Annotated in this window: 23 protein-coding genes; 11 read left to right on the top strand and 12 right to left on the bottom strand. The window is 67.8% G+C overall.

The annotated features are described in order from the left end of the window. The first annotated feature begins 79 nt into the window (after positions 1–79). The 4 genes from KBC94_RS05120 to kynB all read left to right on the top strand — a co-directional run bounded on the left by KBC94_RS05120 (position 80) and on the right by kynB (position 3,319). Positions 80–1,285, top strand: coding sequence for an aspartate aminotransferase family protein (locus KBC94_RS05120; protein ID WP_294367059.1), 1,206 nt, complete (start codon positions 80–82; stop codon positions 1,283–1,285). A gap of 4 nt (positions 1,286–1,289) precedes the next feature. After that, complete coding sequence (gene argF, locus KBC94_RS05115; protein WP_234196151.1) at positions 1,290–2,246, top strand: ornithine carbamoyltransferase; 957 nt, start codon at positions 1,290–1,292, stop codon at positions 2,244–2,246. A gap of 19 nt (positions 2,247–2,265) precedes the next feature. Then, positions 2,266–2,574, top strand: a complete 309-nt coding sequence (locus KBC94_RS05110) for a YkgJ family cysteine cluster protein (RefSeq protein WP_294367055.1) — start codon at positions 2,266–2,268, stop codon at positions 2,572–2,574. 100 nt (positions 2,575–2,674) lie between these two features. After that, positions 2,675–3,319 carry an arylformamidase gene (gene kynB, locus KBC94_RS05105; protein ID WP_294367053.1) on the top strand — a complete coding sequence of 215 codons (645 nt, stop codon included), beginning with the start codon at positions 2,675–2,677 and terminating at the stop codon, positions 3,317–3,319. Between the two features lie 6 nt (positions 3,320–3,325). Here the strand turns inward: kynB and KBC94_RS05100 are convergent, their stop codons facing one another. Continuing rightward, positions 3,326–3,706, bottom strand: coding sequence for a RidA family protein (locus tag KBC94_RS05100; RefSeq protein ID WP_017761821.1), 381 nt, complete (start codon positions 3,704–3,706; stop codon positions 3,326–3,328). Positions 3,707–3,926: 220 nt separating this feature from the next. Here KBC94_RS05100 and KBC94_RS05095 point away from each other — a divergent pair, with 220 nt between their 5' ends. Together KBC94_RS05095 and kynA are read left to right on the top strand one after the other, a co-directional pair. Continuing rightward, positions 3,927–5,120: an amino acid aminotransferase gene (locus KBC94_RS05095; protein WP_294367048.1), complete on the top strand. Its 1,194-nt coding sequence runs from the start codon at positions 3,927–3,929 to the stop codon at positions 5,118–5,120. A 26-nt stretch (positions 5,121–5,146) separates the two neighbouring features. Then, positions 5,147–6,031, top strand: a complete 885-nt coding sequence (kynA, locus tag KBC94_RS05090) for a tryptophan 2,3-dioxygenase (RefSeq protein ID WP_294367041.1) — start codon at positions 5,147–5,149, stop codon at positions 6,029–6,031. A 7-nt stretch (positions 6,032–6,038) separates the two neighbouring features. Here the strand turns inward: kynA and KBC94_RS05085 are convergent, their stop codons facing one another. From KBC94_RS05085 to KBC94_RS05060, 6 genes are all read right to left on the bottom strand, one after another. Next, positions 6,039–7,235, bottom strand: a complete 1,197-nt coding sequence (locus tag KBC94_RS05085; RefSeq protein WP_294367038.1) for an FAD-dependent monooxygenase — start codon at positions 7,233–7,235, stop codon at positions 6,039–6,041. Positions 7,236–7,299: 64 nt separating this feature from the next. Continuing rightward, the gene (locus tag KBC94_RS05080) at positions 7,300–7,566 is read right to left on the bottom strand and encodes a DUF6587 family protein (protein ID WP_294367037.1); all 267 of its coding nucleotides are present in this window, start codon (positions 7,564–7,566) and stop codon (positions 7,300–7,302) included. Between the two features lie 25 nt (positions 7,567–7,591). After that, positions 7,592–9,472 carry a ferrous iron transport protein B gene (gene feoB, locus KBC94_RS05075; RefSeq protein ID WP_294367035.1) on the bottom strand — a complete coding sequence of 627 codons (1,881 nt, stop codon included), beginning with the start codon at positions 9,470–9,472 and terminating at the stop codon, positions 7,592–7,594. Next, on the bottom strand, positions 9,465–9,758 hold the full coding sequence (locus KBC94_RS05070) for a FeoA family protein (protein ID WP_234196137.1): 294 nt from the start codon (positions 9,756–9,758) through the stop codon (positions 9,465–9,467). Before KBC94_RS05070 ends, feoB begins: the two co-directional genes overlap by 8 nt. A 224-nt stretch (positions 9,759–9,982) precedes the next feature. Beyond that, positions 9,983–12,730, bottom strand: coding sequence for an aconitate hydratase AcnA (acnA, locus tag KBC94_RS05065; protein WP_294367027.1), 2,748 nt, complete (start codon positions 12,728–12,730; stop codon positions 9,983–9,985). Between the two features lie 90 nt (positions 12,731–12,820). Next, entirely contained in the window at positions 12,821–13,240 is a 420-nt protein-coding gene (locus KBC94_RS05060; protein WP_294367022.1) for a hypothetical protein, read from the bottom strand. 136 nt (positions 13,241–13,376) lie between these two features. Here KBC94_RS05060 and KBC94_RS05055 point away from each other — a divergent pair, with 136 nt between their 5' ends. Together KBC94_RS05055 and KBC94_RS05050 are read left to right on the top strand one after the other, a co-directional pair. Then, the gene (locus tag KBC94_RS05055) at positions 13,377–14,237 is read left to right on the top strand and encodes a helix-turn-helix transcriptional regulator (RefSeq protein ID WP_294367020.1); all 861 of its coding nucleotides are present in this window, start codon (positions 13,377–13,379) and stop codon (positions 14,235–14,237) included. Between the two features lie 117 nt (positions 14,238–14,354). Then, positions 14,355–14,852, top strand: a complete 498-nt coding sequence (locus tag KBC94_RS05050) for a pyridoxamine 5'-phosphate oxidase family protein (RefSeq protein ID WP_234196131.1) — start codon at positions 14,355–14,357, stop codon at positions 14,850–14,852. A 149-nt stretch (positions 14,853–15,001) separates the two neighbouring features. Here the strand turns inward: KBC94_RS05050 and KBC94_RS05045 are convergent, their stop codons facing one another. The 5 genes from KBC94_RS05045 to KBC94_RS05025 all read right to left on the bottom strand — a co-directional run bounded on the left by KBC94_RS05045 (position 15,002) and on the right by KBC94_RS05025 (position 21,276). Continuing rightward, the gene (locus tag KBC94_RS05045; RefSeq protein ID WP_294367014.1) at positions 15,002–17,593 is read right to left on the bottom strand and encodes a bifunctional aconitate hydratase 2/2-methylisocitrate dehydratase; all 2,592 of its coding nucleotides are present in this window, start codon (positions 17,591–17,593) and stop codon (positions 15,002–15,004) included. Positions 17,594–17,740: 147 nt separating this feature from the next. After that, a complete protein-coding gene (locus tag KBC94_RS05040) occupies positions 17,741–18,325 on the bottom strand; it encodes a hypothetical protein (protein WP_294367012.1) in 585 nt (194 codons plus the stop codon). A gap of 31 nt (positions 18,326–18,356) precedes the next feature. Next, complete coding sequence (locus KBC94_RS05035; RefSeq protein ID WP_294367009.1) at positions 18,357–19,382, bottom strand: CoA ester lyase; 1,026 nt, start codon at positions 19,380–19,382, stop codon at positions 18,357–18,359. Continuing rightward, positions 19,379–20,155 (bottom strand): trans-aconitate 2-methyltransferase, encoded by a 777-nt coding sequence (gene tam / locus KBC94_RS05030; protein ID WP_294367006.1) that lies wholly within the window; start codon positions 20,153–20,155, stop codon positions 19,379–19,381. Before tam ends, KBC94_RS05035 begins: the two co-directional genes overlap by 4 nt. 134 nt (positions 20,156–20,289) lie before the next feature. Next, positions 20,290–21,276, bottom strand: coding sequence for a malate dehydrogenase (locus tag KBC94_RS05025; RefSeq protein WP_058644257.1), 987 nt, complete (start codon positions 21,274–21,276; stop codon positions 20,290–20,292). Positions 21,277–21,482: 206 nt separating this feature from the next. Here KBC94_RS05025 and KBC94_RS05020 point away from each other — a divergent pair, with 206 nt between their 5' ends. The 3 genes from KBC94_RS05020 (at position 21,483) to sdhD (ending at position 23,263) form a co-directional block, all read left to right on the top strand. After that, on the top strand, positions 21,483–22,238 hold the full coding sequence (locus tag KBC94_RS05020; protein ID WP_234196123.1) for a GntR family transcriptional regulator: 756 nt from the start codon (positions 21,483–21,485) through the stop codon (positions 22,236–22,238). Between the two features lie 187 nt (positions 22,239–22,425). After that, the gene (gene sdhC / locus KBC94_RS05015) at positions 22,426–22,872 is read left to right on the top strand and encodes a succinate dehydrogenase, cytochrome b556 subunit (RefSeq protein ID WP_234196121.1); all 447 of its coding nucleotides are present in this window, start codon (positions 22,426–22,428) and stop codon (positions 22,870–22,872) included. Between the two features lie 25 nt (positions 22,873–22,897). After that, entirely contained in the window at positions 22,898–23,263 is a 366-nt protein-coding gene (gene sdhD / locus KBC94_RS05010) for a succinate dehydrogenase, hydrophobic membrane anchor protein (RefSeq protein WP_017761522.1), read from the top strand.

Genomic DNA, 23,263 nt, shown 5'->3' with positions numbered 1-23,263 from the left:
GGCGCATGGCAGTGATGCGCAATCCTCAACGAAGGCGTCATGCCCCCCACCTAGAATTTCTTCACTTTCAGGAGAACCCATGAGCGCCACTGCCGCCCCCACCTCGCCCCACGTCATGAACACCTATGGCCGGCTGCCCATCGCCCTGGTGCGCGGGCAGGGCTGCCGCGTGTGGGACGTCAATGGCAAGGCCTATCTGGATGGCCTGGGCGGCATCGCCGTCAACACGCTGGGCCACAACCATCCCGAACTGGTGCCGGCGCTGCAGGAACAGCTCACCCAGCTGATCCACACCTCCAACTACTACTACGTGCCCGGCCAGGAAGTGCTGGCCGAGCGCCTGACGGCGCTGTCGGGCATGACCAACGCCTTCTTCTGCTGCACCGGGCTGGAGGCCAACGAGGCCGCCATCAAGCTGGCCCGCAAGTTCGGCCACGACAAGGGCATCGAGCGGCCGGAGATCGTCGTGTACGAGCATGCCTTCCACGGCCGCAGCCTGGCCACGCTGTCGGCCACCGGCAATCCGAAGATCCAGAAAGGCTTCGGCCCGCTGGTCGAGGGCTTCATCCGCGTGCCGCTCAACGACATCGAGGCGCTGAAGAAGGCGACCGAGGGAAACCCCAACGTGGTGGCCGTGATGTTCGAGACCATCCAGGGCGAAGGCGGCATCCACCCGATGCGCTGGGACTACCTGCAGCAGGTGCGGGCCCTGTGCGACGCCAACGACTGGCTGATGATGATCGACGAGATCCAGACCGGCATCGGCCGCACCGGCAAGTGGTTCGCCCACCAGTGGGCCGGCATCGTGCCGGACGTGATGTCGCTGGCCAAGGGCCTGGGTTCGGGCGTGCCGGTGGGCGCGGTGGTGGCCGGCCCCAAGGCCGCGAACATCTTCCAGCCGGGCAACCACGGCACCACCTTCGGCGGCAACCCGCTGGCCATGCGCGCCGGCATCGAGACGCTGCGCATCATGGAGAAGGACGGCCTGCTGCAGAACGCCGCCGATGTCGGTGCGCACCTCAAGGCCGCGCTGCAGGCCGCCTTCGAAGGCGTGGCCGGCGTGAAGGAGGTACGCGGCCAGGGCCTGATGCTCGGCATCGAACTCGACCGGCCCGCCGGCGCCGTGCTGACCCGCGCCTGCGACGCCGGCCTCCTGCTGTCGGTGACGGCAGACAGCGTGATCCGCCTGGTGCCGCCGCTCGTCCTCACCGTGGCCGAAGCCGACGAGATCGTCGCCCTCCTCGCCCCCATCGTGAAGGCCTTCCTGGCCGAGCCGGCACAATAAGCCCATGAGCCTTCCTGCGATCCGCCACTACCTCCAGTTCAGCGACTTCACGGCCGACGAGTACGCGTACCTGTTCCGACGCGCGGCGCTCATCAAGAAGAAGTTCAAGACCTACGAGAAGCACCACACGCTGGCGGATCGCACACTGGCCATGATCTTCGAGAAGGCCAGCACCCGCACCCGCGTGAGCTTCGAGGCCGGCATGTACCAGCTCGGCGGCAGCGTCGTGCACCTGACCACCGGCGACAGCCAATTGGGTCGCGCCGAGCCCATCGAGGACAGCGCCAAGGTCATCAGCCGTATGACCGACCTGGTCATGATCCGCACCTACGAGCAGGAGAAGATCGAACGCTTCGCCGCCAACTCGCGCGTGCCGGTCATCAACGGCCTGACCAACGAATTCCATCCCTGCCAGATCCTGGCCGACCTGTTCACCTACCTGGAGCACCGCGGTCTCGGCGCCGACGGCACGCCGGACCCCGAGGCGCTGCGTGGCAAGACTGTGGCCTGGGTGGGCGACGGCAACAACATGGCCAACACCTGGCTGCAGGCTGCCGAGATCCTCGGCTTTGCAGTGCACGTGAGCACGCCCAGCGGCTACGAGGTGGACCAGGCCGTCGCCGGCATCCGCTCCGGCGACAGCTACAAGGTCTTCAAGGACCCGATGGACGCCTGTCGCGACGCCCATCTGGTCACCACCGATGTGTGGACCAGCATGGGCTACGAGGCCGAGAACGAGCAGCGCCGCCAGGCCTTCGCCGACTGGTGCGTGGACGAGGCCATGATGGCCGTCGCCCAGCCCGACGCCCTCTTCATGCATTGCCTGCCCGCCCACCGCGGCGAAGAGGTCACGGGCGAGGTCATCGACGGCCCGCAGTCGGTCGTCTGGGACGAGGCCGAGAACCGCATGCATGTGCAGAAGGCACTGATGGAGTATCTGCTGCTCGGCCGCATCGGCTGACGGCGTTCGCGGCGCGTCCATGAGCCCCTGCCAGAGCTGCGGTGCCTGCTGCGCCAGCTACCGTGTCGACTTCAGCATCTATGAGCTGGACGACATGGGCGGCACGGTGCCCGCCGGGCTGACGGTCGAGGTCAACGGCGCCACCTGCCGCATGCGAGGCACGGACCATGTGCCGATTCGCTGCGCGGCGCTCACCGGCAAGGTGGGGCAATCGGTGAGCTGCGGCATCTACGAGTGGCGACCGAATCCCTGTCGCGAACTCGAGCCCGGGAGCTACGGCTGCGAGAAGGCGCGCGCACGGCACGGCCTGCCGGCACTCGAGGGCTGAGCGAGCGCCTGACGCCGGGGCAACGCGCACAGGTCGCGTCTTCGTCCGCGTTGGGAATAACCGACACCACGCCCGCCGCGGCAGCGCTATGGTCCGACCCATGTCTGCCACCTCTGCCCGCCTCTGGGACATTTCGCCGCCCGTCTACGTCGGCGCCCCCGTCTTTCCTGGTGACACGCCCTATGCACAGCAATGGGCCGCGACGCTGGGGCCCGGCTGCCCGGTCAACGTCAGCCAGATCACGATGTCGCCACACGTGGGCGCGCATGCCGACGCCCCTCTCCACTACGCGGCCGATGGCACGACCATCGGCCTGGTGGACCTGGACGCCTTCCTCGGCACCTGCCGCGTGATCCATGCCATCGGCGCGGCGCCGCTCATCGAATGGCGGCACATCGCTCATGCAGTCGACGACCACCTGCCGCCGCGCGTGCTGGTACGCACCTATGAACGCGCCCCCGTGGACCGCTGGGACCCGCAACTGCCCGCCTACGCGCCCGAGACGGTCGAGCGCCTCGCCGCGCTGGGCGTGCGGCTGATCGGCATCGACACGGCCAGCATCGACCCGGCCGACAGCAAGGCCCTGCCCAGCCATCAGACCATCCGCCGCCACGACATGCGCGTGCTGGAGAATTTGGTGCTCGACGCCGTGCCCGAGGGCGACTACGAGCTGATCGCGCTGCCACTCAAGCTTGTGCAGGCGGATGCCTCGCCCGTGCGCGCCGTGCTGCGCGCGCTGACCTGACGGCCCTCAGGCCGGCACCATGGCGTAGGCGACGATCTCTATCTTCATGCCCGGCACCACCAGCGCCGCCACGGCGGCGCTGGAGCGGTTGGGATACGGCGCCTCGAAGAACTCGCGGTAGACCGCGTCGATGGCCGGCATGTCGGCCACGTCGGTCATGTAGATCAGCACCTGCGTCACATCGGCCATCGTGCCGCCGGCCGCCTGCACGGCGCGCCGCAGGTTCTCGAAGGTCAGGCGCGTCTGCGCCTCGATGGTCCCGGTGTCGATGGTCCCGTCGGTGCGGACGGGCCCATGCGCGGTGAACAGCATCGCGCCCGTGGCCTTCACGGCCCAAGAAAAAGGTTGCTTGAGCGCCGGCAGGCCCACATCGATCACTTGCTTCATCACAGCCCCAGATGTTCCATACATAAAACGACGTTTATTTTATGGTCACCGTTGGAAATAAGCGACACAACGCATTTTTTGACGGTGATAACTTCCCCGCTTCGCTCCGTAGCGCCCTGTCCTACGCCGCTCGTCCCCGAGCGCGGCAGCCCGCCCGGCCCGCAGCTTGCATCGTCCGTGCCGCCCTCCGCCCACGGACCGCACCACCGAAAGCCACGCCATGTTCGAACACATTCCCGCCTACCCCGGTGACCCGATCCTCTCGCTGATGGAGGACTTCCAGCGCGACACGCGGCCCAACAAGGTGTCGCTGAGCATCGGCATCTATTTCGACGACGACGGCCGCCTGCCCGTGATGAAGGCGGTGCGCACCGCCGAGACCGCGCTGCTGCAGGAAATCGGCCCGCGCTCCTACCTGCCCATGGAAGGCATGGCCGACTACCGCGCCGCGGTGCAGAAGCTGGCCTTCGGCCCCACGCACGAAGCCGTCACCAGCGGCCGCGTTGCCACCATCCAGACCATCGGCGGCTCCGGCGGCCTGAAGGTGGGCGGCGACTTCCTCAAGCGCTACTTCGGCGATTCGCAGGTGTGGGTCAGCGACCCGACCTGGGAGAACCACCGCGCCATGTTCGAGGGCGCCGGCTTCCAGGTGAACCTGTACCCGTACTACGACCCGGCCACCGGCGGCCTGCGCTTCGAGAACATGCTGGCGGCCTTCAAGACGCTGCCCGCCCGCAGCATCGTGCTGATGCACGCCAGCTGTCACAACCCCACGGGCGTCGACCTGTCGCAGGACCAGTGGAAGCAGCTGATCCCCGTGATCGCCGAGCGCGGCCTGATTCCCTATGTGGACATGGCCTACCAGGGCTTCGGCGACGGCCTGGTCGAGGACGCCTTCGCGCCGCGCGCGCTGGCCGATGCGGGCGTGCGCTTCTTCCTGGCCAACTCCTTCTCCAAGAGCTTCTCGCTGTACGGCGAGCGCTGCGGCGGCCTGTCGGTGGTGTGCGGCTCGGCCGAGGAAGCCGGCCGGGTGCTGGGCCAGCTCAAGAGCTCGGTGCGCGCCAACTACTCCAGCCCGCCGACGCACGGCGCGCGCATCGTGACGCGCGTGCTGAGCACGCCCGAGCTCTACGCCCAGTGGGACGCCGAGCTCGCCGAGATGCGCGGCCGCATCAAGGCCATGCGCGAGGCCCTGCATGCCACGCTGGCCGACCGCCTGCCCGGCCGCGACTTCGGCTACTTCCTGACCCAGCGCGGCATGTTCAGCTACACCGGTCTCACGCCCGAGCAGGTGGACCGCCTGCGCGAAGAGCATGCGGTGTATCTGGTGCGCTCGGGCCGCATGTGCATCGCCGGCCTGTCGACCAAGAACGTGGCCTACGTCGCCCAGGCCATGGCCGCCGTGCTGGACTGACCCCTACCCCTCCAAGGAGCCTTGCGATGAATTCCTCGACATCCGCCGGCCCGGCGGAGTGCGGAGCACTGCCCGAACAGATCGTCCACGAAGAAAAGGCCCAGCTCGACTTCAGCCAGTCGATGAGCTACGGCGACTACCTGCATCTGGACGAGATCCTGAGCGCCCAGCATCCGCTGTCGCCCACGCATGACGAGCTGCTGTTCATCGTGCAGCACCAGACCAGCGAGCTGTGGATGAAGCTCATGCTGCACGAGTTGACGGCCGCCACGGCCGCCATCGCCAACCCGAGCGAGAACACCAAGCCCGAGGCCTTCAAGATGCTCGCGCGGGTGACACGCATCATGGAGCAGCTGGTGGGCGCGTGGACGGTGCTGTCGACCATGACGCCGCCGGAGTACACCGCCATGCGGCCCTACCTGGCCAATTCCAGCGGCTTCCAGAGCGCGCAGTACCGCTGCATCGAGTTCGCGCTGGGCAACAAGAACGCCGCCATGCTCAAGCCGCATGCCCACCGGCCGCACCTGCTGGCCATGGTGGACGCCGCGTGGCGCCGCCCTTCGCTCTACGACGAGACCCTGCGACTCATGGCCCGCGAGGGCCTCGCCATTCCGGCCGACAAGCTCGAGCGGGACTGGACGCAGCCCTACACCGCGAGCGAGGCCGTCCAGGAGGCCTGGCTCACGGTCTACCGCGACCCGAAGGCCCACTGGGACCTCTACCAGCTCGGCGAGAAGCTCACCGACATCGAGGACGCCTTCCGCCTCTGGCGCTTCCGCCATGTGACGACGGTGGAACGGGTGATCGGCTTCAAGCGCGGCACTGGCGGCACCGGTGGGGTGAGCTACCTGCGCAAGATGCTGGACGTGGTGCTGTTCCCTGAACTCTGGACGCTGAGGACGGAGCTTTGATGGCTATTCAGCCCGCGTAGAGCCAGGGCTGGTCCATCAGGGCCGGACCGGCCAGGCGCATCGCGAGGTCGCGACCCCAGCGCACCGGCCCGCCCAGGTGGAAGATGCGCCCGTTGCGCCGCGCACGGGCCTGCACCTGCGCATTGCGGGCCCAACGCGCCTGCGCATAGCGCGCCAGGGCCTGGGGCACCTCGGCCGAGGTGCAGCCACTGAGCTGCTGCGCCAGCGTCACGGCGTCCTCGATCGCCATGCCGGCACCCTGCGCCAGGTAGGGCAGCATCGGGTGCGCCGCATCGCCCAGCAGCGCCACACGGCCGTCGACCATCTCCTGCGGACCGGTCAGCGGCGTCCGGTCGCACAACGTCCAGGCTCGCCACGCCGGAACGGCATCGAGCAGCGCCCGCAGCGGCTGGCCGACATGGCCGGTGGCACGGTCGAGTGCAGCGCGGCTGGCGGCCTGGTCCCAATCGCGCGCATCGGCACCGACCTCGTCCGGCGATGTTTCGGTCAGCACCACCAGATTGAGCCGTTCGCCCCCCCGCACCGGATAGGCCACGGCGTGCAGTCGCGGCGCCAGCCAGACATCCACCTGCCGGCTGCGCAGTGCCGCGGGCAAGGCGTTCTGCTCCAGCAATGCACGAAAGGCCATGTGCCCGGTCGGCCGCGCCGGCGCTGCGTCGGGCCAGATGCGCGGCCGGACACGACCCCACACACCATCGGCGCCGATGAGCGCATCGCCTTCCCAGGCGCGGCCATCGTCGGTGGCGGCGCAGACGAATTCGTCGCCGCGGGTGGACAGGCGCTCGATGCGCGCGCCCGTGCTGAGCGTCACGGCGCCCGAGGCCTGCGCGCGTACGGCCTCCAGCAGCAGGCCGTGCAGATCGGCGCGATGGACCGTGAAGTAGGGCGCGCCGTAGCGCTGCTCCATGGCGCCTGCAAGGGGCATGGTGGCGATGCGGCCACCATTCAGCGCCGATGACACGCACAGCCGCTCGGGATGGGCCACGATGGCATTCAGCGCCTCGCCAAGCCCCAGAGCGCGCAGCCTCCGGACCACGTTCGGTCCCAGCTGGATGCCCGCGCCCACCTCGCTGAAGGCGGGCGCCTGTTCCATCAGGTCTGCCGTGTGGCCGGCCCGCGCCAGGGCCAGGGCGGCGGCCAGACCGCCGATGCCGCCGCCGACGATGAGGGAATGGATGCGCATGCGCTCGTGGATCCCAAAAAGTCCACGATTCTCGGCCCGACCGCGCCGGCCGGGCTGCGCTGGATCAGCGGCGCGCCGACGGCGAGGCACCGTCGCGGCCCGAGACCGGCGTCGGGCCGCAGGTGCCGCAGCTGTCGCAGGAACCGCAGCCGCCCGCCTGGCCCAGGGAGCGGGCCACCTTGGCCTCGCGCTCCTCGCGCACCAGGCCGCTGCGCGCCATCCAGCGCGCCATGCGGGGCGCGAGCGACCGGCGCCAGCCGGCCGGCATCCAGTGCCAGGCGGCATAGACGGCGGCCACGAGGACGATCAGGGCAACGACGGCGTTCTGCATGACTCGGATCTCCGCAAGAGAAGCGTCAGCCGGCCCCGAGGGCCACTGCGACGCGGTAGGTGATGAAGCAGGCCACGTAGGCCAGCCCGAACAGGTAGCCGGCCATGATGAAGACCTGCTTCCAGCTGTTGGTCTCGCGCTTCACGGTGGCCAGCGTCGAGATGCACTGCGGCGCGAACACGAACCACACCAGTAGCGACAGGGCCGTGGCCAGCGACCAGCTGCCGGCGATCAGCGGCTCCAGCGCGCCCGCCACCTCTTCGCCGGAGGCCGCCAGCGCATACACCGTGCCCAGCGCGCCCACCGCCACCTCGCGGGCGGCCATGCCGGGCACGAGGGCGATGGAGATCTGCCAGTTGAAGCCGATGGGCGCGAAGATGTATTCCAGCAACTGGCCCAGCCGGCCGGCGAAGCTGTATTCGATGGCCGGGCCGGTGGCACCGGCGGGCGGCGCCGGGTAGCTGGACAGGAACCACAGCAGGATGGTGAGCGTGAGGATGATGGTGCCCACGCGACGCAGGAAGATCCACGCCCGCTCCCACAGCCCCAGCAGCAGATTGCGCAGGTTGGGCCAGCGGTAGGCCGGCAGTTCCATCAGCAGCGGCGAATGGCCCTGCTGCGTGCGCAGGCGCTTGAGAACCCACGCCACGGCCATGGCCGAGACGATGCCGAAGACATACAGCAGGAACAGCACCACGCCCTGCAGGTTGAAGATGCCCAGCACCTCGCGCTGCGGGATGAAGGCGCCGATCAGCAGCGCATACACCGGCAGGCGGGCCGAGCAGGTCATCAGCGGCGCGATCAGGATGGTGGTCAGCCGGTCGCGCCAGTTGCTGATGGTGCGCGTAGCCATGATGCCGGGAATGGCGCAGGCGAAGCTGGACAGCAGCGGAATGAAGGAGCGCCCCGACAGGCCCACCGTGCCCATCACCCGGTCCAGCAGGAAGGCGGCGCGCGGCAGGTAGCCCGAGTCCTCCAGCGCCAGGATGAAGAGGAACAGGATCAGGATCTGCGGCAGGAAGATCAGCACGCCGCCCACGCCCGCCACCACGCCGTCGACCAGCAGGCTGCGCAGCGGGCCCTCGGCCATGACACCCTGCAACCAGCCGCCGATGGCGTCGGTGCCGGCCTTGATGGCGTCCATGGGCACCGCTGCCCAGCTGAACACGGCCTGGAACATCAGGAACAGGGTCACGGCCAGCACCAGCATGCCCCACACCGGGTGCAGCACAACGCGGTCGATGCGGTCGCTGGTGGCCAGGCTGCCCTGCGGCGTCTGCACCGCGAGGTCGAGGATGCGGCGCACTTCCCTGTGCGAGGCCAGCACGTCGTCCATCGAGGGCGCCTCCCAGGGCAGCGGCGAGGAGGCGGGCACTGGGATGTCGAGCGCGGCCAGCAGGTCGGTGGCGCCATTGCGGCGCACGCCCACGGTGCGGATCACCGGGATGCCCAGCTCGCGCGAGAGGATGTCGGTGTCGACGCGGATGCCCTGGCGCTCGGCCATGTCGGTCATGTTCAGCGCCATCACCATCGGCACGCCCAGGCGCTTGGCCTCGAGCACCAGGCGCAGGTTCAGCCGCAGGTTGGTGGCGTCGGTCACGCACACCAGCAGGTCGGGCAGTTGGTCGCGCCGGCCAGTGACGACGTCGCGCGTCACCGCCTCGTCGGCCGACAGCGCATTGAGGCTGTAGGCACCGGGCAGATCCAGCACCGCCACGTGGCGACCGCCGGGTGTGCGCAGTTCACCTTCCTTGCGCTCGACGGTCACGCCGGCGTAGTTGGCCACCTTCTGGCGGCTGCCCGTCAACAGATTGAACAGGGCCGTCTTGCCGCAGTTGGGATTGCCCAGCAGCGCGACGCGGCGCGGTGGGTTGGGCGACTGGAACGCGATGCTCGCCTTAGCCATGGGCGGCCTCCGCAGGTGCGACGTGGATCAGTGCGGCCTCATAGCGACGCAGGGCGAAGGTGGTGTGACCCAGGCGCACGGCCAGCGGCTCGCGACCGGGGTGACCACTGGCCACCACGCAGACGCGCTCGCCGGGGACGAAGCCGATTTCAGTCAGGCGCAGCGCCAGGTCGCGGTCGTCCGCGGCTTCGCCGCGGGCGACATCCATCACGGTCGCCCATTGGCGGTCGGGCAGTTGGTCGAGCGGCAGAAAGGCGGCCGGTGCGCGCGAGGCAGAGGTGGACACGGAAGCAATGGGCCCCGCCGCAAGGCGAAGCTCTCTCTGGCAAAAGCCAGATGCTAACAATTTTCAATTGCAAGCAGGAGTCCCGGGGATCAGAAACCGCGTTGCCATTCGGCAATGCTGGCCAAAGCGGGCCGCGCAAAACAAAGGCCGCGGACCGGCGCTCACCGTTCCGCGACCTTGCTGGCACCGGGACCGCGTCCAATCGGACGCAGCGGCCGGGCGCTTCAGCCCTGCAGCAGCTGCCGCAGCACGAAGGGCAGGATGCCGCCGTGCTTGTAGTACTCGACCTCGATCGGCGTGTCGATGCGCAGGCGCACGGTCACCTCCTTGCGGCTGCCGTCGGCGCTTTCAATCACCAGCTTGACGTCCTCGCGCTGCGGCTTGAGCTCGCCGGGAATGAGCACGTCGATCTTCTCGTCACCCTTGAGGCCCAGGCTCTGCCAGGAGTCGGCACCCAGGAACTGAAGCGGCAGCACGCCCATGCCGACCAGGTTGGCGCGGTGGATGCGCTCGAAGCTGCGGGCCACCACGGCCTTGATGCCCAGCAGCTGCGTGCCCTTGGCGGCCCAGTCGCGGCTGGAGCCAGTGCCGTATTCCTCGCCGGCGAAGATCACCGTCGGCACGCCCTGTTCGATGTACTTCATCGCGGCGTCGTAGATGTACATCTTCTCGCCATTGGGCTGGAACAGCGTCAGGCCGCCCTCTTCCCGCGAGCCGTCGGCGCCGGCCGGCAGCATCAGGTTCTTGATGCGCACGTTGGCGAAGGTGCCGCGCATCATCACCTCGTGGTTGCCGCGGCGCGAGCCGTAGCTGTTGAAGTCGGCCTTGCCCACGCCATGCGCCTTGAGCCACTGTCCGGCGGGCGAGCTCTCCTTGATGGAGCCGGCCGGCGAGATGTGGTCGGTGGTGATCGAGTCGCCGAAGAGCGCCATCACGCGCGCCCCGGTCACGCCCGCCTCCGTTGCCTCCGGCTGCATGCCGAAGCCTTCGAAGAAGGGCGGCTCGGCAATGTAGGTGGAGGTGGGCCAGTCGTAGACCTCGCCCTGCACGCCCTTGATGCTGTTCCACAGCTCGCCCGGGTTGGCGGTGATCTGCTCGTAGTTGCGGCGGAAGGCCTGCGCGTCCATGGCGAAATGCAGCAACTCGTCCACCTCGGCGGCGCTGGGCCAGATGTCGCCCAGGTACACGTCCTTGCCGCCCGTGCCCTTGCCCACGGGCTGCGTCATCAGGTCGACCGTCACGTTGCCGGCGATGGCGAAGGCCACCACCAGGGGCGGCGAGGCCAGGAAGTTGGCCTTGAGGTTGGGATGGATGCGCGCCTCGAAATTGCGGTTGCCCGACAGCACGGCCGCGCACACCAGGTCGTTGCCGGTGATGGCGTCGTTGATCTCGGGCGCCAGGTCGCCGGCATTGCCGATGCAGGTGGTGCAGCCATAGCCGGCCAGGTAGAAGCCCAGCTTCTCCAGGTATGGCAGCAGCTTCGTCTTCTGCAGGTAGTCGGTGACGATGCGCGAGCCGGGCGCCAGCGAGGTCTTGACGTGCGGCTTGACCGTCAGGCCCGCCTCCACCGCCTTCTTGGCCAGCAGGCCGGCCGCCAGCAGCACGCTGGGGTTGGAGGTGTTGGTGCACGAGGTGATGGCCGCGATCAGCACGTCGCCGTTGCCGATGGAGACCTGCTTGCCGTCCAGTGCGATGTCATGGCGCACTGCCAGCTTGTCGGCCGGCTGGTTGAAGCCGCTGGCCTCGTTGGGCTTGCTGTAGAGCTCGGTAAAGCGGCCGGCCAGATGGCCCAGGTCGATGCGGTCCTGCGGCCGCTTGGGGCCGGCCAGGCTGGGCGTGACGGTGGACAGGTCCAGCTTGACGGTCTTGGTGTAGTTGAGCGCGCCGGGGGCGGGCATGCCGAACAGGCCCTGGGCCTTGTAGTAGGCCTCCAGGCGCTCGATCTCCTCGTCCGTGCGGCCGGTGCCGCGGAAGTACGCGATGGTCTTCTCATCCACCGGGAAGAAGCCCATGGTGGCGCCGTATTCGGGCGCCATGTTGCCGATGGTCGCGCGGTCGGGCACCGGGATGGACGCGGCGCCCGGGCCGAAGAACTCGACGAACTTGCCGACCACCTTCTCCTGCCGCAGGATCTGCGTGACGTAGAGCACCAGGTCGGTGGCAGTCACGCCTTCGCGCAGCTGGCCGGTGAGCTCGAAGCCCACCACGTCGGGCGTGAGGAAGTACACCGGCTGGCCCAGCATGGCGGCCTCGGCTTCGATGCCGCCCACGCCCCAGCCCACGACGCCCACGCCGTTGATCATGGTGGTGTGGCTGTCGGTGCCGACCAGCGAATCGGGATACCAGGTCGCCACCTCGGCCTTGTCGTCGGCCGCCTTGTAGACACCGCGCGCCAGGTACTCCAGGTTCACCTGGTGCACGATGCCGAAGCCCGGCGGCGTGACGCCGAAGGTGTCGAAGGCCTGCATGCCCCACTTCATGAACTGGTAGCGCTCCTTGTTGCGGGAGAACTCCAGCTTCATGTTCAGGTCGAGCGCTTGCGGCGTGCCGTAGTGGTCGACCATCACCGAGTGGTCCACCACCAGGTCGACGGGCACCAGCGGCTCGATGGTCTTGGGCGACTTGTCCAGGCGTTTGGCGGTGCTGCGCATGGCGGCCAGGTCGGCCAGCAGCGGCACGCCGGTGAAGTCCTGCAGCACCACGCGCGTGACGACGAAGGGAATCTCTTCCGTGCGCTCGGCATTGGGCTGCCAGTTGGCCAGCTGCTCCACATGCTCCGCGGCGACCTTCTGGCCGTCGCAGTTGCGCAGCACCGACTCCAGCACGATGCGGATCGACACTGGCAGCTTGGCAATGTTGGGAAATTTCTTGGTCAGCTCGGGCAGCGACCAGTATTTGCCTTGCCGGCCGGAGGCCGTCTTGAAGGTCTTGAGGGCGGAAGCGAAGACGTGGGCAGGAGCAGCGTCGGCCATGGAAAGCATCCTTCTTGTTCGAACCAACGAGCAAGATAGCAGGCTTTGAAGGCACTGGACGTCAGCGGGATGCCCCTCCTACCGAGGCGCTCAGGCTTGCAGCGCCGGCCGGCGGCGGGGCGACGTGGCGCGCAGGCCGGCCCATTGCGCAGCAGCCAGTGCCAGCACCACCACGGCCTGCAACCCCACCCAGGCCGCGCCGAGCGCCGTGGGCTGCAGGCGGCCACCGGCAAGCAAGGCCAAACACCCCAGCGCCCAGCCGAGATTGCCGACGGCCACCAGGGCGATGAGAACGCGGGGCGGCGCGGCGCGGCTGGCCATCCACGCCGCCGCGGCGGCATAGACCAGCAGGAACAGGCCGCTGTAGCCAAGCAGTGCCGAAGGCAGGCCGGTCAGCGCGGACAGCGGCGCGGTCGCTGCGCACTGGATGGCGCCCGTGAGCAGGCAGGACGCGGCATCCAGCCCCATCACGCGGGAAAGAAAACGGGGCGAGGTCAGGATCGGGGACATGGCAACTCCTTGCAGGGTGGATGGAATCGACGGGGCCGCGGGACCCCGTCGAACGCATCCTCCCGCCGCCGCTGCACCGCGGCCATGACCTGGCAGGTCATGGTCCGGCCGCGGAGGGGGCCGCCAGAATGGCCGCATGTCCGCCAGTCCCCACCCCGACTCCTCCCCGCCGCCGGGCAGCGACGCGTCTTTCGGTGCCCATCTGCGCCACTGGCGCCAGCACCGGCGAATGAGCCAGCTCGACCTGGCCCATGAGGCCGACATCTCCACGCGCCACCTCAGCTGTGTCGAAACGGGCCGAGCCCTGCCCAGCCGCGACATGGTGCTGCGGCTGGCCGAGCGGCTCTCGGTGCCGCTGCGCGAACGCAACCGGTGGCTGGTGTCCGCCGGCTATGCGCCGATGTACCGCGAACGGCCCATCGACGATCCGGCCCTGGCCATGGCCCGCAAGGCCGTCGACCGTCTGCTGCAGGCCCACGAGCCCTACCCCGCACTGGCAGTGGACCGCCACTGGCAACTGGTGGCCGCCAATGCGCTCGTGCCACGGCTGCTCGAAGGCGTCGCGCCCTTTCTGCTGGCAGCGCCGGTCAACGTGCTGCGCCTGAGCCTGCATCCCCAGGGCCTGGCGCCGCGCATCACCAACCGGCGCGCCTGGCGGGCACACCTGCTGGAGCGCCTGGCCCAGCAGATCGGCGCCACCGGCGATCCGGTGCTGCAGGCGCTGCACCAGGAGTTGTCCGGCTACGCCCTGCCGGCGCCCCGGGACGAGGCGGTGGCCGATGGCGATCTCGCGGGCATCGCCGTGCCCTTGTGCCTTCGCCATGGCGGGGCGGTGCTCAATCTCATCAGCACCACCACCGTCTTCGGCACGCCGGTGGACATCACGCTGCAGGACCTGGCCATCGAATCCTTCTTCCCTGCCGACGCGGCCACCTCGGCGGCGCTTGCCGCCCTGGCAGACGACGCACCGCTGTCGAGCGGGGTCGGCATGCGCTGACAGGCGGACGCGCCTGCAGGCGTCAGGCGCCCCCGCGGAGGGCTTCTACGGTGCATGGCACGCGTCCACACGACGCGCCGCCTCACCCACCCATCAGAAGGACAAAGGAAGTTCGCCATGACTCACACCGACGACCACGCCAAGCTCTGGGAGCTGATCAAGGACACGCGCTTCGGCATGCTCACGCACCGCCATGGCGATGGCCTGCTGCACAGCCACCCGCTGACTACGCAGAACCGCTCGGTGGACGAGAACGCCACGCTGTACTTCTTCATCCCGCTCGACGGCGAGATCGCCCGCCATGTCGCCAGCGATCCGGTCGTGAACGTGGCCTATGCGAATCCGGACGACGACAGCTATGTGTCGGTAGCCGGCCGGGCCGTGCTCTCGAATGACGAGACCATGAAGCGCGAGCTCTTCAACAAGGTCGCGGAGGCCTGGTTCCCCAAGGGCGTGGACGATCCCAACCTGGGTCTGCTGGCTGTGGGTATCGAAGCGGCCGAGTACTGGGACGTGACCGAGAGCAAGGTCACGCAGCTGCTCAAGATCGCGCGCGCCGCCATGGGCGGCAAGGCGCCGCCCTCGATGGGCGAGCACAAGAAGCTGGATCTCTGATCCCGTTGCGCGCTTCTGCTCGGCGCGACGGGGCTTTAACCGAACGACAGCGAGGCTGCAGGTTTGCGGCCCCCGGACGAACGAAAAAGGGCCCGCCGAAAGGCGGGCCCTTGCATTGGCGATGCGCTGGCTGAGGCCGGCGATCAGGATCAGGCAGCGACGCCGTCGGCCACTTCCTTGTAGTCCTCGATCTTGTCGAAGTTCAGGTACTGGTAGATCTTGTCGCCGTTCTGGTTGATGACGCCGATGTCCGCCATGTACTCGTCCTTGGTCGGAATGCGGCCCAGCTTGGAGCAGATGGAGGCCAGTTCCGCCGAACCCAGGTACACGTTGGTGTTCTTGCCCAGACGGTTGGGGAAGTTCCGGGTGCTGGTCGACATCACCGTCGCGCCTTCGCGCACCTGGGCCTGGTTGCCCATGCACAGCGAGCAGCCCGGCATCTCGGTACGGGCACCGGCATTGCCGAACACGCCGTAGTGACCTTCCTCGGTCAGTTGCTGGGCATCCATCTTGGTCGGCGGTGCGATCCACAGCTTGACCGGGATGTCGCGCTTACCTTCCAGCAGCTTGGACGCCGCGCGGAAGTGGCCGATGTTGGTCATGCACGAGCCGATGAACACCTCGTCGATCTTGGCGCCGGCCACGTCGGACAGCGTCTTCACGTCGTCCGGGTCGTTCGGGCAGGCCACGATGGGCTCGTGGATGTCGGCCAGGTCGATCTCGATCACGGCGGCGTACTCTGCGTCCGCGTCGGCCTTGAGCAGTTGCGGGTCCTTCAGCCAGGCTTCCTGCGCGTCGATGCGGCGCTGCAGCGTGCGGGCATCCGCGTAGCCCTCCGCGATCATCCACTTCATCAGCGTGATGTTGCTGTTGATGTACTCGATGATCGGTTCCTTGTTCAGGTGCACCGTGCAGCCGGCGGCCGAGCGCTCGGCGCTGGCGTCGGACAGTTCGAAGGCCTGCTCCACCTTCAGCTCGGGCAGGCCCTCGATCTCGAGGATGCGGCCGGAGAAGATGTTCTTCTTGCCCTTCTTCTCGACCGTCAGCAGGCCCTGCTTGATGGCGTAGAGCGGAATGGCGTTGACCAGGTCGCGCAGCGTGACGCCGGGCTGCATCTTGCCCTTGAAGCGGACCAGCACCGACTCGGGCATGTCCAGCGGCATCACGCCGGTGGCGGCCGCGAAGGCCACCAGGCCGGAGCCTGCGGGGAAGCTGATGCCGATCGGGAAGCGCGTGTGCGAGTCGCCGCCGGTACCGACGGTGTCGGGCGTCAGCAGGCGGTTGAGCCAGCTGTGAATGACGCCGTCGCCCGGGCGCAGCGAGATGCCGCCACGGGTGCTGATGAAGTCGGGCAGCTCGTGGTGCATCTTCACGTCCACCTTCTTGGGGTAGGCGGCCGTGTGGCAGAAGGACTGCATGACCAGATCGGCCGAGAAGCCCAGGCAGGCCAGGTCCTTCAGCTCGTCGCGGGTCATCGGACCGGTGGTGTCCTGGGAGCCGACCGAGGTCATCTTGGGCTCGCAGTAGGTGCCCGGGCGGATGCCCTGGCCTTCGGGCAGGCCGCAGGCGCGGCCGACCATCTTCTGCGCCAGCGAGAAGCCCTTGCCGGTGTCGACCGGCGCCTTGGGCAGGCGGAACAGCGTGGAGGCCGGCAGGCCCAGCGCCTCGCGTGCCTTGGTGGTGAGGCCACGGCCGATGATCAGCGGAATGCGGCCACCGGCGCGCACTTCGTCGAACAGCACGTCGCTCTTGACCTGGAACTCTGCGATGACCTTGCCGTCCTTCAGGGCCTTGCCTTCGTAGGGACGCAGCTCGACGGTGTCGCCCATGTTCATCTGGCTCACGTCCAGCTCGATGGGCAGGGAGCCGGCGTCTTCCATGGTGTTGTAGAAGATCGGGGCGATCTTCGTGCCCAGGCAGATGCCGCCGAACTTCTTGTTCGGGATGTAGGGGATGTCCTCGCCCGTCCACCACAGCACGCTGTTGGTGGCCGACTTGCGCGAGGAGCCGGTGCCGACCACGTCGCCGACGTAGGCCACGGGCAGGCCGCGGGAGACCAGGTCCTGGATGAACTTGACCGGGCCGCGCTTGCCGTCTTCCTCGGGCTCGAAGGGCGCGCCATCGCGCTTGTTCTTCAGCATCGCCAGGGCGTGCATCGGGATGTCGGGACGGGTGGTGGCGTCGGGGGCGGGCGACAGGTCGTCGGTGTTGGTCTCGCCGGGCACCTTGAAGACGGTGAAGGTGATGCTCTGGGGCACTTCGGGCCGGCTGGTGAACCATTCCGCGTCGGCCCAGCTCTGCAGCACCGCCTTGGCGTTGGCATTGCCGGCATCGGCCAGTTCCTTGACGTCATGGAACTGGTCGAACATCAGCAGCGTCTTCTTGAGGCCTTCGGCCGCCACGGCGCCGACCTCGGCGTCCTTGAGCAGATCGATCAGCGGGCCGATGTTGTAGCCGCCCAGCATGGTGCCCAGCAGTTCGGTGGCGTGCGCACGGCTGATGAGCGCGTTCTTCTCGGTGCCATGGGCGATGGCGGCGAGGTAGCTGGCCTTGACCTTGGCCGCGTCGTCCACGCCGGCAGGCACGCGATAGGTCAGCAGGTTCAGCAGGAATTCGCCATCCTTGGCGGTGGCGGACTTCAGAAGTTCGATGACTTCGCTGGTCTGCTTGGCCGACAGGGGAAGCGGGGGGATGCCCAGCGCGGCGCGCTCGGCGACATGGTCAACGTAGGCTTGCAACATCTTTCTTTTCTCCGGAAAACGTTCGGACAGCATCCATTCACGCCGGCAGCCGCAGGGGTTCGAGCCCTCCCAGGGCCTGCGCGCCGACGGTGGCCACGGCGACGGGCTCCAAGCAAGAGCCGCGCCGGTGACCAGCCGGGCTGTGGGTTACTTCTTGGGTGCGTCGGCGCCTTCGAACAGCGCCTTGGGCGGGTTCTTCTTCATCTCTTCGGCAAAAGCCACCTGCGGTGCAGCCTGGCATTCGTCGGCCATGCGCACGCCCTGCTTCTGGTTCATCAGCATGGACTTGTTGCCCAGCTGCAGCCACATGGCGCCGGCATGGCTGTCTTCCAGGCGGATGGCGCCGGTGCGGCTCTCGACCGGGTGCATGCGGTACTTGGCGCCCTTGGTGCTGACGGTGAAGAAGCCGGGCTTGGCATCGTCGGCCGTGACGGTCACGTCGGCACCCAGTTCGCACTGGATCTTGCCGGTGAAGACGCGCTTGGCGACTTCGATGTCGTTGTCGGTGAGCACGGCGTCGTCGGCGACGGGCGTGGTCTCTTCCACCGCCTTGACGGCGCTGGCCTTGAGGTGCTGTTTGCCCTTGACGTGCACGACCTTGTCCTTGGACGCGGCCTTGGCGGCAGGCTTGGCCTTGGTGGCGGCCTTGTCGGCGGTACTGCTGGTTTGGGCCAGCGTGGAAAGCGGCAGCGCGAGCGCGGCAGCGGTGATGAACGCGAGGGTCTTGTTCATGGTGAGAGGAACCTTCCTTGGATGGCGGAGTTCAGGTGGACGCGTTGTCGGTCGCAAACCAGCCGGCAGCGCGGCCCGGCAATGTGCGTCCGGTGGCGTGTGCGCGCATCAGCACCTGCCAGAAGTGGCGGTAGCTCGCGCGGTCGTGCAATGTGCCATCAAAGCTGATGGGCGCCCAATCTGCTTCTTGTGCTGAAGCTATTATTTGTGTAGCAATTTGAATCTGATCCTCGTCCGGCGCAAAGGCCTCGAGGATGGGACGGATCTGGTTCGGATGGATGCTCCACATCCGCGTGTAGCCGAACTCCCGCGCCGCCCGGCGCGCGGCGCTCTTCATGGCCTGCGCATCGTTGAACTCGGTCACGACGCAATGGGACGGGACCTTGCCAAAGGCGTGGGCGGCACTCGCGATGGCCAGCTTGGCGCGGACGACCAGCGGGTGCGAGAACTGGCCCTGCGCGCCCATGCCGTCCGCCGGGATGGCACCGGCATGGGCCGAGACGAAGTCCATCAGGCCGAAACTGAGCGACTGCACCCGAGGATGCGCCGCGATGTCGAAGGCATGGTGCACCGCCAGGGGAGACTCGATCAGCACATGCAGCGGCAAGCCGGAGGCGCCGGCCGCGTCCAGCGCGGCCACGGCGCGCGCCACATCGGCCGGCCGTTCCACCTTCGGCACCATCAGGTAGGCCAGGCGGTCGCCGGCCTGGCCGGCAATGGTGTCGACGTCGGCCTCGAACGCAGGATGGTCGACCGGATGAACGCGAACGCCCACTCGCATGCCGGGCGCAGCGTTGCGGGCCAATTCGACGACGAGCCGGGCATGATCCACTTCGCCGCCGACGGGCGCCCCGTCCTCGCAGTCGAGCGTGACGTCGAAGACGCAGGCCCCGAATTCGGCCGCCATCTCGGCCTGCAGCGCCAGGCTCTTGCGCATGCGGGCCTCGACGCCACTGTAGTGGTCGCACACCGGCAGCGCGATAGCGCCGGCCTGGGCGCCGAGCAGTACCTCCGCCGGGTGCGCGGCGCGTCGTACAGCGATGGAATCGGCACTCATGAGGGACGGCGTGCCACGATGAACATGCGCGGAAAGGCCAGCAGGCGGCGGCCGTCGGTGCGCACCGGATAGGCCGCGTCGACGCCCTGCTCGTAGGCCTGCAGGTAGCTGGCCCGCAGGTCCGCTGGCAAAGGATCGAGGAAAGGGCGAAGGCCGGTACCGCTGACCCACTCGACGATGGCCGCGGCAGAAGCCATGCGGTGCTGATAGACGGTGTGCCAGACGTCGACCTCGGCCGCCTCGGCCGCCAGCAAGTCGTAATAGCCACCGATCGTCAGCAGCTCGGTGCGCACGCGGTCGGCATCGCCGATGTGCGTGGACCAGGGCGTGCGACCGGCCAGCTCGCGCATCAGGCGATGCGTGGGCTCCTGGCGGTTGTCGGGCATCTGGATGGCCAGCACGCCCCCCGGCGCCAGCGAGGAGAAGAGCCGCGGCAGCAACTCCTCGTGGCCCGGCACCCATTGCAGGGCGGCATTGGCATAGATGAGATCGGGCGCGTCGCCTGAAGGCTGCCAGGTGCCGATGTCGCCCAACTCGAAGCGGGACTGCGGCAGCCGCTGGCGCGCGGCGGCGACCATGGATTCGGCGTTGTCGACGCCGATCACCTCGGCATCCGGGAAGCGGCGCACCAGGAGCTCGGTGGAATTGCCCGGGCCGCAACCCAGGTCGACCACCCGCCTCGCCCACGTCAACGGCACCCGCGCCAGCAACTCGGCGGCCGGGCGAGTCCGCTCATCCTCGTAGCGGCGGTACAGCGCGGGATCCCAATCCATGGTGTCGAAGGAAGAGTCGGAAAACGGGCCCCGCGTTCCCGGGCCATCGGAAAGAAGGTCCGCGAGGCGGCTGGAACCCCTTCCCGCCGCGCGCCCGGCCGAGCCGGCCGGAACGCGCGTGGCCTCGGAAGGCCTCAGAGCAGGTGCTTGACGCCGTCCTGCTCGCCCTGCAGTTCGGCCAGGGTCTTGTTGATGCGCTCTTGCGAGAAGGCGTCGATCTCCAGGCCTTCGACGATCTTGTACTTGCCGTTCTCGGTGGTGACCGGGAAGCCGAAGATCACGTCCTTGGGGATGCCGTATTCGCCGTTGGAGGGCACGCCCATGGTGACCCACTTGCCCTGCGAGCCCAGGGCCCAGTCGCGCATGTGGTCGATGGCGGCGTTGGCCGCCGAAGCAGCCGACGACAGACCGCGCGCATCGATGATGGCGGCGCCGCGCTTGCCCACGGTGGGCAGGAACACGTCGGCGTTCCAGACCTGGTCGTTGATGGCGTCCTTGACGCTCTTGCCGCCGATGGTGGCAAAGCGATAGTCGGCGTACATGGTGGGCGAGTGGTTGCCCCACACGGTCAGCTTCTCGATCTCGCCGACCTGGCCACCAGTCTTGGCGGCGATCTGGCTGGCGGCGCGGTTGTGGTCCAGGCGCAGCATGGCGGTGAAGTTCTCGCGCGGCAGGCTGGGCGCGCTCTTCATGGCGATGTAGGCGTTGGTGTTGGCGGGGTTGCCGACCACCAGCACCTTGACGTCGCGGCTGGCGACCTTGTCCAGGGCCTTGCCCTGGGCGGTGAAGATCTGGGCGTTGGCGGCCAGCAGGTCGGCGCGCTCCATGCCAGGACCGCGGGGGCGCGCACCCACCAGCAGGGCGTAGTCGGCGTCCTTGAAGGCGACTTCCGGGTCACCGGTGGGGATCACGCCGGCCAGCAGCGGGAAGGCGCAGTCTTCCAGCTCCATGATCACGCCCTTGAGCGCCTTCTGGGCCTTCTCGTCGGGGATTTCCAGCAGTTGCAGGATGACCGGCTGGTCCTTGCCGAGCATCTCGCCCGAGGCGATGCGGAACAGGAGGGCGTAACCGATTTGGCCGGCGGCGCCGGTGACGGCGACGCGAACGGGCTTTTTGCTCATGGGAAGACTCCAGACGAAGAGAAAGGAAACGGAACGTGCCGTGTGAGCCCTGCCTGCAGGAATCTGCACATCGACCGGCACCGCCAATCGACCCGGGGCAGGAAACAACCGCTCATTCTAGGCCGATTCCATGGCGCACGTCTTATGTCTTATATAAGATGTGGGACTTGGCACGCTTCGCGATGCCCGTCTTGCACACCCCACCCATGTCCTCCCCACCCGCCGCGGATGCCGGCACGCCTTCCTTCAGCCCGCTGTACCAGCAGATACGGGCCTTGATCCTGCAGAGCCTGCAGGCGGGGGAATGGAAGCCGGGTGAGCCGATCCCCAGCGAGATCGAACTTGCCGCCCGCTTTCGTGTGAGCCAGGGCACGGTGCGCAAGGCCATCGACGAGCTGGCGGCCGACAACCTGCTGGTCCGCCGGCAGGGCAAGGGCACCTTCGTCGCCACTCATGCAGAGCAGCAGGTGCAATACCGCTTCCTCAAGCTGGTGCCCGACCAGGGAAGCCCCACCAGCGAGGGCCCCGCAGAACGCACCATCGTGGACTGCAGAAGGGTGCGCGCGAGCGCCGAGGTCGCGCGGGCGCTGGCCTTGCGCGCGGGCGACGCCGTGTTGCAGGTACGCCGCGTGCTGGCCTATGCCGGCGTTCCCACGATCCTCGAAGACCTCTGGCTGCCCGGCGCGCCCTTCAAGGGACTCACGGCGGAACGTCTGGCCGAGTGGCGCGGCCCCATGTACGAGATGTTCGAGACCGAGTTCGGCGTCCGCATGGTGCGGGCAGAGGAGAAGCTGCGCGCCGTTCTCCCCGATGCCGAGCAGGCTTCGCTGCTTCAGGTGACACTGCAGACGCCGCTGCTCTCGGTGGAACGCATCGCCCACACGTATCACGATGCGCCGATGGAGCTGCGCCGCGGCCTGTACCGCACCGACACGCACCACTATCGCAATGACCTCGGCTAGCCCGCTGCCCCCTCCGACACTGATGGGCAGAAACGATGTTGCTCCAAAAAATATAGCAACAGAGCAAGGCGACAGAAAGCTTCAGAGACAGCCCATGCAACATGGTGCATTGCAATAGAATTTTGAGTTGCCTGCATAAACGTCCTGACACGAGTCGCCCTATCGACCTCCCAGAAAGAACCTCCCCATGACAGAGCTAGCTTCCAAGACCAGGCCGCCGCGCCGCGAATTCCGCAACATCAACGTGGTCACGGATCTCACGGGCTACCGGCTTCCGCCGGCGGGCATCGTGTCCATCCTGCACCGTGTCAGCGGCGTGCTGATGTTCCTGCTGATGCCCTTCATCATCTGGATGTTCGACACCTCCGTCTCTTCGGAAATCTCCTATGCCAAGTTCAAGGCCGCCTTCGACAGCGGCCTTGGTTTTTTGCCGGGATGGTTCCTGAAGCTCGTGGCCCTGGCTCTGATCTGGGGCTACCTGCACCACTTCTGCGCGGGCCTGCGCCATCTCTGGATGGACGTCAGCCATGCGGCCGTGACCAAGGAGTTCGGCAAGACCTCCGCCATCGTCGTCCTGGCCATCAGCATCCTCCTGACACTGGCGCTTGGCGCCAAGCTGTTCGGCCTGTACTGATCACAAGAAGAAGGCACACAACACCATGGCAGTGAATTACGGCTCCAAGCGCACCGTCGTCGGCGCGCACTACGGCCTGCGCGACTGGCTCTCGCAACGCGTCACCGGCGCGCTGATGGCGGTCTTCACCATCGTCGTCCTGGCGCAGGTTCTCCTCACGCGCGGCCCCGTCGGCTACGACCAGTGGGCAGGCATCTTTGCCCCGCAATGGATGAAGGTCCTGACCTTCGCAGTGATCGCCGCGCTCCTCTGGCACGTATGGGTGGGCATGCGCGACGTGTGGATGGACTACGTCCAGCCCGTCGGCATCCGTCTGTTCATGCAAATCTTCACCATCGTCTGGCTCGTGGGTTGTGCCGGCTGGGCGATTCAAGTGCTCTGGAGGATCTGA

Origin of the sequence: Pseudacidovorax sp., from assembly GCF_017991995.1 — a bacterium.
Classification (GTDB): domain Bacteria; phylum Pseudomonadota; class Gammaproteobacteria; order Burkholderiales; family Burkholderiaceae_C; genus Xenophilus.
The sequence above is the reverse complement of the archived record's forward strand: the minus strand, read 5'-3'. Positions and strand labels throughout refer to the sequence as shown.